Genomic DNA, 11,871 nt, shown 5'->3' on the forward strand with positions numbered 1-11,871 from the left:
CGTGAGGTGTCCCTTGAAAGGTTACCGAAAACGATAGATGTCACTTGCCACCAGATGGACTCAAACCAATGGGTCCGGGCAAGGTTGGCGCGCGCCTAGCAGGCAGGTGCCGGGGATGCAAGCCACCCGGCATCATCTTGGCCGTCCGGCGGATGCCGCACCCATTATTCCTCTGCAGCGACGCGGCCCGAAGCGCACTGATAGACCAGCCGCTCATTTGGGCTGGCAGGCAGCGATGCAGCAATCCGGGCCTGCTGCGCACCAAACGCACCTGCCGCTTCCAGACCAGCCCCGCAAGCCGGAGCCTGGAATTGGGCGCGGGCTTCGCGCGCGGCGATCATCGCGTCCCTGTCGAGCAGAAAGCGGTCCACCACATATTCGCCGGTTGCCGGATCAAACCGGTTGATCGAGACACTTTGATCTTCTTCCGGAACAAAGATGCGCGTCCATTCGCCGCTGGCCAGCCCATACTGGGTGCGCCCGTTGACGCAGCCATCGCTGCGCCATTGAAGCGGCAGGCTTTCCAGCGGCTCACCCACAACGCGGCTGCGCGCGACATCGAGCACGCAGGTCAGTTCCCCGCTTGCGGCTGCGGCGATCACCCCTGTGTCGCCGTTGGCGCGTTCTGCGTCCATCTGGGCGCGCAATTGCTCCTCCAGTCTCTCCTCGATTTCGGCAAAGGATGGCCGCATGGCCCAAGCGACCACTGCCAGCACGACCGCCCCCAAAGCGACCGCGCCGCCGATCCTGCGGTGCTGCATCACCCCCCGGCGATGCGCATCATAGGCAAATCCGGCACCGGCAAAACCGACCATGAGCAGCACGAGCGCCAGCGCCAGGCCGTTGGCGCGTTCGTCAATCACGCCATACTCAATATCACGCCGCATTTCCGTTCGCCGCTGCGCCAGGGCGGCTTCCTCGGCCTGTGCCCGGCGCTGAGCTTCGGCCTGGCGGTTCTGTTCCAGCGTGCGCTCGCTTTCCTCCAGTTCCGCCAGGCTGCGGCAGGGCAGCGAATTGACCGTAGGCGTGACCGAATTGGCGCGCAGGAAGGGCAGCAGTTCGCGGATGGAGACGGCAAAGAAGAACTCGGCCTCGGTCCCGGCGCTTTCGGTGCCGAAGGAATTGACCCCGATCACGCGCCCGCACTGGTCCACCAGCGGGCCGCCGCTATTGCCGCGCGCAATCGGCGCGGTGTGGAGCAGCGTATCGAATTCACGGCTCGGCCGCCTGCCCGACAGAAAGCCCTGGCTGGTTACCGGCGGCTGGGCGCGGAAGATGTCGGCCATCTCCAGCCCCTGCGCCTGATCCACATTCATCGGATAGCCAATCGCGGTAACCGCCCCGGCACCCTGCGGGGTGAGGCCCGACAGCGTAAGCGGCGCGAGCCGCAGCGGGCTGGTGGTGCGCAACAGCGCGAGGTCGTTGCGCGGGGACATTGCGATAACCCGGCCATATACCGCCTCGCCCCCTTCGGACGGAACAATGCCGATGACCAGCCGCGGATCCCCCATCGCCTCGCCCACGACATGCGCATTGGTGACGATGGTTTCGGCAGTCACCGCAAAACCCGACCCGTGGCTGACGGCATAAAGCTCCCCGCCATCACGCGCCGCCACCACTACACGCACCACCCCGCGCGCGGCGGCATCGATATCGGCCGGGTCGGCGTGTGCTGGCAGGGATATCCCTGCCAAGGCAGCCAGAAGGGCAAGGACAGAAAGCAGGCGGGCGGTGATCCGGCGTATCATGCGCCACCTTCTTTCAGCACCTTGGCCGCCTTGCAAGATTCGGGAAGCAATCACGCGGTGGCATCCTATCATCAGCGCATGACGAATCCGGATGAACAGCAACTGGCCTATCGCATCGCCCGCCTACTTGATGGCGAGGGAAGGGCGCCTACGCTGGATGCGCTTGGCCGCGCCACGGGCCTTTCGCCCTTTCAGGTGCAGCGCCTGTTCCTGCGCGTGACAGGCTTGTCACCCGCTGCCTTTGCGCGCGCCCTGCGCGAGGAGCGCGCGGTGCACGCGCTGGCGCAAGGCGGGCGGATCACCGATGCCATTTACGATGCCGGGTTTGAAAGCGCGGGTCGCTTCTATGCCGCGATGCGCCAACGGCTGGGCATGACCCCATCGGCCTGGCAGCGCGGCGGTGCCGGGGTGCGTATCGGCTGGGCGGTGGAGCAAACCACGCTGGGCCCCATGCTGCTGGCGGTGAGCGATAAGGGCATCTGCCGCCTGTCATTCCATGAAAGCGGGGACGATCTGCCGCGCCATTTTCCGCAGGCCGATCTGGCGCAAGGGGCAGTGCCGGCGGCGCTGATGGATAACGTCGTGGCCCGCGTGGAGAACCCGTCCATCGGCGCGAATGGTCTGGCGATTGATACCGGCGGAACACCCTTCCAGCAGCGCGTCTGGGCGCAGTTGCGGGCCATTCCGCCGGGCGAGACACGCTCCTATGCCGAAATCGCCGTGGCGATCGGCCAACCGGGCGCAGCGCGCGCGGTGGGCGGCGCGAACGGGGCGAACCCCGTTGCGGTGCTGATCCCGTGCCACCGGGTGATCGCTGCCGACGGGGCGCTGGGCGGCTACGCCTGGGGCGAGGCCATCAAGCGCGAATTGCTGTGGCGCGAGCGGAAGGCCTAGGCCTGTTCGTCATCCGGTTTCAGCAAGCGGTTGATAAGGTCGAGCGTCCGGTCGCGGTCGTTGGCCGCCAGCGCGTCGAGGATCCCCTGCGGCGTAGGCCGGTCATCCCTTTCCGGCGTCACGGCATGGCCGCGGAAGAGCACCGGCAGCATGACGATGCGCGCTTCGGGCAGGCGGTCTTCCAGCACCAGTTGGCGCCCCAGCATCAGCCGGTATTCGACATCCATGCCCGCATGGTCGAGCGCCTGTTCCAGCGCGACGATGGCGTTTTCCGGGGGCTGACCATCGGTTTCATCGTAATAGGTGCGGTAATAGAGGATCATTGCGCGCGGATCCTCGTCATCCAGCCGTACCGCCGCCGCCAGATGCTGCCGCGCGGTTGCCAGATAGGCGGGGTCAACCTTTGCCATTTCGATAGACGCCATGGCACGGTAGAGAAGCGCGTCGACATTGTCCGCATCGATTCCCAGCGCGCGTGCGGCGGCCTCGTCGGCGGCGGCATAATTCTTGGAATCGTATTCCGCCTCGGCCAGCCAGCGTTGCACGGCTGCGCTTTCGGGGAAGCGGCCCGCCAAATTGCGTAGGTCGCGCGCCACGGTGCGGGCCGACGATTCGGTTACGCCCACTTGCAGGCGCATTTCATGGTTGATCAGCGCAACCTCATCCTCACCCAATTGCCGCATCGCAACTGCCGGTTCGGAAGTGATATTGGGGCGCACCGTATAGCCGGGGAAGGGGCCGCCCTTATAGCGGTCAAGCTCGCGTTCCAGCGCGCGCAGATCGCCGAACATTTCGCGCGCGGTTTCCAGCGAATTGGCCCCGTTGCCCAGCGCGATAAGGTAATTGCGCAGCACCTGCTCACGCTCAGGGTTGAAGCTGAGATAATGTGTCAGCAGCCAGCCCGTGCCATATTGCTGGAAGGCGTCGCGCCGGCTCATCCGGTGGTTGGAGTCGAGCATTTCGTGCAGGCGAAAGCTCTGCATCTGGAAAATCTGGAATGCGCGGCTTTGCGGCGGATCACCGATATGAAACGCTCCCCCATCGAGAAACCGCATGGTCGAGAGCATCTCGGCATAGCCTTCCGAATACCAGCCGGGATAGGCTGCCGGGAAGTTCTGCATCATGAAGTAGTGTGTGTATTCGTGGAACAGCACCTCGGCCGGGTTTTCGCGGACGGGGCCGCGCCGCTCACGCGAATTGTTGGTGGTGAAGCCGCGCGTGGGCACAAAGGCGACCGCGCGGCCGGCCCGGCTGATGAAGAAGCCGGCAATGCCCGATCCCGGCGCGCCGGCCATGCGCGCCATGTCGTTGAAATCGCCAAAGCGATAGATCACCGGCTTGTTCGCCCGGCTGGCCTGCGAATGGTTTTCATCGAGCCCGTTCAGAAAACGCAGGCCGCGATCAAACCGTTCGACCTGTGCGGCAAATTCGCGCGTGGCCGCCTCGCTGTCGCGCGATTTGATGATGAAATGCGCCGTTTCGGCCTCCCACCAGGTCTGCGCCTTGGCAGGAAGCGCAAGACAGAACAGCGCGAGGGCCGCCAGGATCAGACGCATGAAAATATGTCCTTAATACTGCTGCGATTCGAGGCGGGGCCAGCTTGGCGGATGCGGGCCGGCTTGTGAACGGGTGATGGCGGCTGAAATCATTTTTCTGCGTTGGCAGGGGCCAGTTCACGCAGAAAGGTTTCGGCAGTGGCGAGGTAATCGGCGCGCTTGCCCTCATCCATCCGGTCCCATGTCGCATAGATGCGCCCGATTCGCGGATTGGCTTCGAGCGCAGGCCGGTTGCGGTGCAGAAAATCCCAGTAAAGCGGGTTGAACGGGCAGGCATCCGGCCCAGTCTTGGCAGAGACCTTGTAACGGCACTTCCCGCAATAGTCCGACATCCGGTCGATATAGGCCCCGCTGGCGGCATAGGGCTTTGACGCCAGCATTCCCCCATCGGCATACAGCGCCATGGCCGCGACATTGGGCAGTTCCACCCATTCGAGCGCATCGGCATAGACCGCCAGAAACCATTCCTGCACCTCTGCCGGACGGATCCCCGCTAACAGCGCGAAATTGCCCAGCACCATCAGCCGCTGGATATGGTGCGCGTGGGCGTTGTCGTGGGTGGAGCGGACGCAATCAGCAAGGCAGCGCATATCCGTCTCGCCCGTCCACCAGAAGGCGGGCAGCGGCCGGTTCGCAGCCAGTTCGTTCGCCTGCGCCAGTCCCGGCATTTTCAACCAGTAGAAGCCGCGCACATATTCGCGCCAGCCGATCAATTGCCGGATGAACCCCTCCACCGAATTGAGCGGCGCGCGGCCTTCGCGGTATTCGGACTCGGCGCGGCGGCACAGGTCGAGCGGGTCGAGCAGGCCCAGATTTATGCTGGTGGACAGCATGGAATGGAACAGATCGTCCTGCCCAAACAGCATCGCGTCCTGATATTGCCCGAAATCGGCCAGCCGTTCGGCAAAGAAGGCATCGGCGGCGGTTTGTGCCTGCGCGGCGGTGACGGGCCAGTGGAAACTGGCGAGGTTGCCGAAATTATCGGGGAAGCGGGCTTCCACCATGGCAATCACGTCGCGGGTGATCGCATCGGGCGCGAAGAGCGGGCGCGGCGGGGCTTTCAGACCTTTCTTCGGCGGTTCGCGGTTGTCGTGATCGTAATTCCATTGCCCACCCACTGGCTCGCCGCCATCCATCAACAGGCCGGTCTTGCGGCGCATTTCGCGGTAGAAATATTCCATGCGCAGCGCCTTGCGCCCGTCGGCCCAGTCGCGGAACTCGGCCAGGCTGGCGACGAAACGGTCATCGGGCAGGATGTCGACGGGGCAGGGGAACTTGTCCGCCCATTGTTCCATCGCTGCGCGCACGCGCCATTCGCCCGGTTCCACCACGCGGATTGCGCGGGGATTGTGCCGTTCCACCGCGCGGGCGACCTCACCGGTAAAGCTGCCCGCATTGGCCGGATCGTCCAGCGTTATGTAGTCCACGCGCCAGCCTTCCGCCGCCAGCTCTGCGGCGAAGTGGCGCATGGCGGATAAGAACAGCACCAGCTTTTGCTTGTGATGCGGGACATAGGTCGCCTCCTCGGCCACCTCCATCATCAGCACCACGGTATCCGCCTTTTCGCTGCCCCGAAGGCTGGCGAGCGAATGGCTGAGCTGGTCGCCCAGCACGGGAACGAGGACGGGGCCGGTCATGCGTGCAGTGCCTAGGCGCAGGCTCACACGAAGCTATACGGATCAATGTCCACGCTGACGCGCACCCCTTGCGGGAAACTGAGCGCGCCCAGCCAATGGCGGATCACATCCTGCACGCGTGCGCTGCGCCGGGCGTTCAGCAGCAGGCGGTAGCGATAGCGCCCGCGCAGCAGCGCCATGGGGGCGGGCGCAGGGCCAAGGATCCGCACATCGGGCAGCATGGGGCGGGTCGCGCCGATGCGGTTGGCGGCCTCGCGCGCTTCGGTATCGTCCTCGCTCGATACGATGATCGCGGCCCAGCGGCCGAAGGGCGGGGCGTTTGCATCGCGGCGCGCCTCGGTCTCCGCGGCATAGAAGGCGTCGCGGTCGCCCGCCGCCAGCGCGGCGATCACGGGCGCTTCAGGGTGGCGCGTCTGGATCAGCACTTCGCCCGGTTTCGCCCCGCGACCGGCGCGGCCTGCCACCTGTGCCACTTGCTGATAGGTCCGCTCCGCCGCGCGCAGATCGCCGCCTTCAAGGCCGAGATCAGCATCGATCACGCCCACCAGCGTTAGTTCGGGAAAGTGGAAGCCCTTGGTTACCAATTGCGTGCCGACGATCACGTCGATTGCGCCGCTCTCCGCCAGGGCGATGAATTCCGCCGCCTTTTCGGGCGAATTGATCGTGTCGGATGTGACCACGGCGATGCGCGCATCGGGCAGGATTTCGGCCACCTCGTCCGCGATCCGCTCCACGCCGGGGCCGCAGGCGACAAGGCAATCGCCTTCGCCGCATTCGGGGCATTTGTCGGGCGTGGCGGTTTCCAGCCCGCAATGGTGGCAGGCCAGCCGCGCGGACAGGCGATGTTCCACCAGCCATGCGCTGCAATTGGGGCATTTGAAACGGTGGCCGCAATGGCGGCACAGCGTCAGCGGGGCATAGCCGCGCCGGTTGAGGAACAGCAGCGATTGCTCGCCCTTGGCCAGCCGGTCTTTCAGGGCCTCCACCAGAGGCGGCGCGATCCAGTGCTGGCGTGGCGGCTTTTCCTTGGTCAGGTCCACCGTGGAAATGGCCGGCATCTGCGCCCCGCCAAACCGGGCATCGAGTACCAGCCGCTCGTAAACCCCCTGTTCGGCCATGGCGAGGCTTTCCAATGCGGGGGTGGCGCTGGCCAGCACCACGGGCAGGCATTCGAACCGGGCGCGCATGACCGCCACATCGCGGGCGTTATAGCGCACCCCGTCATCCTGCTTGAAGCTGACCTCGTGCGCTTCATCCACCACGATCAGGCCAAGATTGGCATAGGGGAGGAAAAGGGCGCTGCGGGCACCCACCACCACCTGTGCCTCGCCGCTCGCAATCGCCCGCCATGCCCGGCGCCGTTCAGTGCTTTTGAGCGAGGAATGCCACAGCACCGGGGCGGCACCGAAACGCCCCTCAAAGCGTTTGAGGAAGGCCTCGGTCAGCGCGATTTCGGGCAGCAGCACCAGAACCTGCCGCCCATCCTGCAAAGCGGCGGCAACGGCTTCAAAATAGGTCTCGGTCTTGCCTGATCCGGTCACGCCGTCGAGCAGGAAGGGCTGGAATTGCCGCGCCGTGACTGCATCCGCCAGCCTGGTTGCGACTTCGGTCTGTTGCGGGTTCAGGGCGGGCGGAGCAAAAACCGGATCGGCGCGGGGGTAAGGGCGGTCGCAATCGACCTCCACCGGTTCGAGCACGCCCTGATTGACGAGGCCGCGCAGCACGCCTTCGGATACCCCGGCGATTCCCGCCAGTTCGCGGATGGTCGCCTGTTGGCCCGCCAAGGCTTCCATCGCGGCCTGCCTTTGCGGGGTGAGGCGTTCGGGCAGCCCGCCCGACAGGCGGTATTCGGTGATCGTCGATGGGCCGCGCAGAGCGCCGCCGCTGGCGATTACCATGCGGGCGACGGAGGCCAGTGGCGCGCAATAATAGTCCGCTGTCCATTCGATCAGCCGCATCAGTTCCGGCTTCAGCGGTGGCACCGGCACCAGCCCAAGAAGCGGACGCAACTTCGCATCGGGCACCGATTCGGCTGGCAGGCGTTCAGGCTCCCAGACGATGCCCAGCACTTGCCGTGGCCCTAGCGGGGCAATTACGACAGAGCCGGGGCGCACATCCATGCCGTCCGGCACGCGGTAATCCAGCGGGCCGAGTGCGGCATTGAAGATAAGCAGGCGAACGCGGTTCATGGTAAGGCCAGCTATGAACGGCGATGTGGGTGGGCCGCAAGGATGGGGAAGGAGAAAAGGCGATGACGAGTCTGGAAAATGGGGCACGAGAGAATATCGGCCTTGATCGCCGCAGGGTGATTGGCGGCCTGTTGACGGGCGCCGCCGTTTTGACCTTGCCCGCCTGCGCCACCACGGGCGGCCGGTGGAGCCTGGTCGATGCGATCCGCCAGCTTCTGTTCCTGTCGAGCATGCGCGCCTTTGCCCGGCTGACCGCGCCCGGCGGATATTGGGACAGCAATGTCGCGCAATTGGGGCTGGAAGGCTTTCTGGGCAATCGCGGCAGCGTGCTGGCTACTATCCTGACATCTGCCCTTTTCAAGACGCGGCTTGAACGCGCCTTTGCGGGCTTTGCACGCGACGCCAGCGACCGTGCGGCCCCTCTGGTCACCGATGCGGTGCGCGTGATCGGTTTCGAGAACGCCGTGGCACTTGTGCGGGGCGGGCCGACCGCCGCCACAGGCTTTCTTCGCCAGCAGATGGGCAATGCCCTGATCGAAGCCATGGTGCCCGAAGTGGGTGAGGCCCTGCGCGTGGCGCAGGAACCGCTGGTGGGGCAATTGCTTTCCGCTCTGACCGGCGTCGATGTGCCGGGCGTCGCCACCACCTTTTCCACCCGCATCAACGACGTGATCTGGCAGGAAATCGGGGTGGAGGAAGCCGCGATCCGCGCCAATCCGGCATCCACCAACGACCCGCTTCTGATCGGCGTGTTCGGCGCCGCGGGCTATCTTTGATCGCTTACCGCAAGGTCAGCCGGATTTGCGGCACGTGCGACAACCGGTCGCCGGGGCCGGGCCGTGGAACGTAGATCGCCAGATAGCCCGCAGCCAGTTCGGCGCGAGGGGACAGGCGGTAACTGGCCATGGCGTTCAGCCGCCAGCTGTCCACCCGCGCTGATTGCGCGCGGTTTTCGGGCACGGCAATATAAAGCAGCTCGCCATTCAGGATGCCGCGCAACCGCTCGGCCACCGGCACCGTAACCTGCACCCGCTGGCGCAGACGCAATTGCGCACGGTCGGCCCCGGCGAAGAATCGCTGCTCCACCCGGCTGCGCAATTGCAGCGGCCCTGTGGCCCATTGCAACTGCTGATGCAGGCGAAATTCGTGCCCGCCGGCATTTTCCACCCAGGCCGTGCCCCCGCCCACATCCAGCCCCGGTGCGACACGGAAATCGACCGAGCCGCGCACCAGCACCTGATCGGCGTTTTCGCGACGGCGCGGGGAGAACTCAAGCGTGGACACAACACCGTCTTCCAGCGGCACCACGCCCACCAGGTAGAGCCACAGCTGCCCGTCATCCTGCGTGGCAAGCGCAGGCACGGGGGCCAGAAGGGCAAGAAAAGCGGCAAGGCGCGCAAGCGCTGTCGTCAACACGATCCGGGTGATCTCCCCCCATTGGAGCCTGGTCATTCCCGGCCCGTAAATGCAGCGCCGCGCGCTGGCAATGCGCAGCCAATTCCAGTCACACCTTGCACCCCGCCCGCCGCGTCCTCTACGGATCACGCCACCGTCATGAACCAAGAATCACCCCTCGATCGTTTCAAGCAGGCGCTGACCGGCGCGGCGCGTGCCATCGGGCGCGAGGCGGAGACCGAGGTGACGTGGACGGCCGAGGCGCCCAACCTGCAAGGCAACACCATCCGCGTGCCGATGCCGCCACGCACGCTTCCGGCAGCCGAAGCGCAGGAGGCGCGCGGCTTTGCCGACAGTTTCGCGCTGCGCCAGCGGCATCATAACGAGCGGCTGCACGCGCGCAACGCGCCAGCCGAACCGGCTGCACGCGCCTGTTACGATGCGGTGGAAACGGTGCGTTACGAGGCGCTGGGTGCCAATACTTACGCCGGGATGCGCGGCAATCTGGACGCGGCGACGCGAATGCGCGTGGCTGCCGATCCCATCACGCGGGCGACCAATGCTGACGAGGTGCCTGTGCAATCCGCGCTGGCCCTGCTGCTGCGCGAGAAGCTGACCGGCCAGCCCGTGCCCGAACCCGCGCGCGCCGGGGTGGAGATGCTGCGCGACTGGATCGAGGAGAAGGCGGGCAGCGATTTCGACCGGCTGGCCCATTCGCTGGACGATCAGCGCGCGTTCCAGACCTTGAGCCTCGATATGCTGCGGCACCTCGAACTGGTGAAGACCGAGGAAGATCACGACCACGACGAGCCCGAAGGCCACGAGGACAAGACCGACGACGGTGAGCAGCAGGACAGCCCCGACGATTCCGAAGGTTCCGACCAGCAGCAGACACAGATCGCGGCCGAGCAGACCGAGGGCGAAGGCGAGACCGAGGAAAGCGAAGCCACCGGGCAAGAGCAGGAGATGACCGAAGGCGATCCGGGCGAGGAGGGGGAGGAAGGCATGATGCCTGTGCGCCCCAACCGCCCGTGGACCGAATTGCCCGATACCTTCGATTACCGCATTTTCACCACGGCATTCGACGAAGTGGTCGAGGCGCAGGATCTGTGCGATTTCGAGGAACTCGACCGCCTGCGCGCCTATCTCGACAGCCAGCTTGCCGGGCTGGGCGCGGTGGTGACGCGGCTTGCCAACCGGTTGCAGCGCCGCCTGATGGCACAGCAGAACCGCAGCTGGGATTTCGATCAGGAGGAAGGTCTTCTCGACGCCGCCCGGCTGGCGCGGGTGATCGTCTCGCCCGGCCATTCGCTGTCCTACAAGGTCGAACAGGATATCGAGTTCAAGGACACGGTCGTCACGCTGCTGATCGACAATTCGGGTTCGATGCGCGGGCGGCCCATTTCGATCGCCGCGATCAGCGCCGATATTCTGGCGCGGACGCTGGAACGCTGCGGGGTGAAGGTCGAGATCCTCGGCTTTACGACCCGCGCGTGGAAGGGCGGGCAGAGCCGCGAGAAATGGCTGGCCGATGGCAAGCCGCCCGATCCCGGCCGCCTCAACGATCTCAGGCATATCATCTACAAGAAGGCTGACGAGCCGTATCGCCGTGCGCGCAAGAACCTTGGCCTGATGATGCGCGAAGGCTTGCTGAAAGAGAATATCGACGGCGAAGCTCTGCTGTGGGCGCACGAACGGATGCTGGGCCGGCGCGAGGACCGCCGCATTCTGATGGTGATTTCCGATGGAGCGCCGGTCGATGATTCCACGCTCAGTGTCAACAATGCGGGCTATCTCGAAACGCATCTGCGCAAGGTGATCGACTGGATCGAGAAGCAGAGCCCCGTTCAGCTGGTGGCCATCGGCATCGGCCATGATGTGACGCGCTATTACAAGCGGGCGGTGACGATCATGGATGTCGAGCAATTGGGCGGGACGATCATCGAACAACTGGCGGGCCTGTTCGAGGTGGAATGATGCGCGGTCTGCTGAAATTGGCCTTGCTTGCCGCGCTGGTGCTGGGCGGATGGTATGCCGCCTCGCCGTGGTACGCCATGTGGCGCATCGTGAATGCGGCCGAGGACGGCAATGGCGACGAACTGCGCGCCCGCATCGATTTCGACCGCGTCCAGGCGCAGATGAAGGCCGATTTGGCCGCCAGCCGCGATGATGGCGACACAGGCTTGTTCGACCGGATCGGCGACGGAGTGGTGAAGACCGTGGGCGGCGCGGCGATCGACACGCTGGTGACACCCGGCGGCATGGCGGTGCTGCTCGATGTCAGTCCTGCCGTGCCAGGTCAGGATCTGTCGTGGAGCGTTGCCTATGACGGGCCGAACCAGGTGCGCGGCGTGTCCACTTACGAAGACGGGACGCCGGGGCCGCAACTGGTGTTCGAGCGGCAGGGGCTGGCGTGGCAAATGGTGGGCCTGCGCCTGTAGCGCACGGCTTG

Annotated in this window: 9 protein-coding genes; 4 read left to right on the forward strand and 5 right to left on the reverse strand. The window is 65.4% G+C overall.

Annotated elements, in window-relative coordinates; genetic code table 11:
• Positions 1 to 164: 164 nt before the first annotated feature.
• Positions 165 to 1,748 (reverse strand): S1 family peptidase, encoded by a 1,584-nt coding sequence (locus tag WFP39_RS12245; RefSeq protein ID WP_336919968.1) that lies wholly within the window; start codon positions 1,746 to 1,748, stop codon positions 165 to 167.
• Positions 1,749 to 1,826: 78 nt separating this feature from the next.
• Here WFP39_RS12245 and WFP39_RS12250 point away from each other — a divergent pair, with 78 nt between their 5' ends.
• Positions 1,827 to 2,642: a bifunctional transcriptional activator/DNA repair enzyme AdaA gene (locus tag WFP39_RS12250; RefSeq protein ID WP_336919970.1), complete on the forward strand. Its 816-nt coding sequence runs from the start codon at positions 1,827 to 1,829 to the stop codon at positions 2,640 to 2,642.
• On the opposite strand, the gene WFP39_RS12255 is transcribed toward WFP39_RS12250, so the two are convergent.
• From WFP39_RS12255 to WFP39_RS12265, 3 genes are all read right to left on the reverse strand, one after another.
• Positions 2,639 to 4,198 (reverse strand): tetratricopeptide repeat protein, encoded by a 1,560-nt coding sequence (locus WFP39_RS12255; RefSeq protein WP_336919971.1) that lies wholly within the window; start codon positions 4,196 to 4,198, stop codon positions 2,639 to 2,641. The two genes, WFP39_RS12250 and WFP39_RS12255, sit on opposite strands and share 4 nt — an antisense overlap.
• Before the next feature lie 89 nt (positions 4,199 to 4,287).
• Positions 4,288 to 5,835, reverse strand: coding sequence for a cryptochrome/photolyase family protein (locus WFP39_RS12260; RefSeq protein WP_336919972.1), 1,548 nt, complete (start codon positions 5,833 to 5,835; stop codon positions 4,288 to 4,290).
• Positions 5,836 to 5,858: 23 nt separating this feature from the next.
• Positions 5,859 to 8,024 carry a primosomal protein N' gene (locus WFP39_RS12265; protein ID WP_336919974.1) on the reverse strand — a complete coding sequence of 722 codons (2,166 nt, stop codon included), beginning with the start codon at positions 8,022 to 8,024 and terminating at the stop codon, positions 5,859 to 5,861.
• A 62-nt stretch (positions 8,025 to 8,086) separates the two neighbouring features.
• Between WFP39_RS12265 and WFP39_RS12270 the strand changes: the two genes are divergently transcribed.
• Positions 8,087 to 8,800 carry a DUF4197 domain-containing protein gene (locus WFP39_RS12270; protein WP_336919976.1) on the forward strand — a complete coding sequence of 238 codons (714 nt, stop codon included), beginning with the start codon at positions 8,087 to 8,089 and terminating at the stop codon, positions 8,798 to 8,800.
• Between the two features lie 4 nt (positions 8,801 to 8,804).
• Here the strand turns inward: WFP39_RS12270 and WFP39_RS12275 are convergent, their stop codons facing one another.
• Positions 8,805 to 9,476 (reverse strand): DUF2490 domain-containing protein, encoded by a 672-nt coding sequence (locus WFP39_RS12275; RefSeq protein WP_336919977.1) that lies wholly within the window; start codon positions 9,474 to 9,476, stop codon positions 8,805 to 8,807.
• A gap of 102 nt (positions 9,477 to 9,578) precedes the next feature.
• Between WFP39_RS12275 and cobT the strand changes: the two genes are divergently transcribed.
• Positions 9,579 to 11,396, forward strand: a complete 1,818-nt coding sequence (cobT, locus tag WFP39_RS12280; RefSeq protein ID WP_336919978.1) for a cobaltochelatase subunit CobT — start codon at positions 9,579 to 9,581, stop codon at positions 11,394 to 11,396.
• Positions 11,393 to 11,860, forward strand: a complete 468-nt coding sequence (locus WFP39_RS12285) for a DUF2939 domain-containing protein (protein WP_336919980.1) — start codon at positions 11,393 to 11,395, stop codon at positions 11,858 to 11,860. Before cobT ends, WFP39_RS12285 begins: the two co-directional genes overlap by 4 nt.
• The last annotated feature ends 11 nt before the right edge of the window (positions 11,861 to 11,871 follow it).

This window comes from Alteraurantiacibacter lauratis, from assembly GCF_037154155.1.
Lineage (GTDB): Bacteria > Pseudomonadota > Alphaproteobacteria > Sphingomonadales > Sphingomonadaceae > Alteraurantiacibacter > Alteraurantiacibacter lauratis.

Bases quoted from the DNA above. Each gene is read 5' to 3' on its own strand.
- WFP39_RS12245 (WP_336919968.1), bottom strand. From the start codon at position 1,748: ATGATACGCCGGATCACCGCCCGCCTGCTTTCTGTCCTTGCCCTTCTG.
- WFP39_RS12250 (WP_336919970.1), top strand. From the start codon at position 1,827: ATGACGAATCCGGATGAACAGCAACTGGCCTATCGCATCGCCCGCCTA.
- WFP39_RS12255 (WP_336919971.1), bottom strand. From the start codon at position 4,198: ATGCGTCTGATCCTGGCGGCCCTCGCGCTGTTCTGTCTTGCGCTTCCT.
- WFP39_RS12260 (WP_336919972.1), bottom strand. From the start codon at position 5,835: ATGACCGGCCCCGTCCTCGTTCCCGTGCTGGGCGACCAGCTCAGCCAT.
- WFP39_RS12265 (WP_336919974.1), bottom strand. From the start codon at position 8,024: ATGAACCGCGTTCGCCTGCTTATCTTCAATGCCGCACTCGGCCCGCTG.
- WFP39_RS12270 (WP_336919976.1), top strand. From the start codon at position 8,087: ATGACGAGTCTGGAAAATGGGGCACGAGAGAATATCGGCCTTGATCGC.
- WFP39_RS12275 (WP_336919977.1), bottom strand. From the start codon at position 9,476: ATGACCAGGCTCCAATGGGGGGAGATCACCCGGATCGTGTTGACGACA.
- cobT (WP_336919978.1), top strand. From the start codon at position 9,579: ATGAACCAAGAATCACCCCTCGATCGTTTCAAGCAGGCGCTGACCGGC.
- WFP39_RS12285 (WP_336919980.1), top strand. From the start codon at position 11,393: ATGATGCGCGGTCTGCTGAAATTGGCCTTGCTTGCCGCGCTGGTGCTG.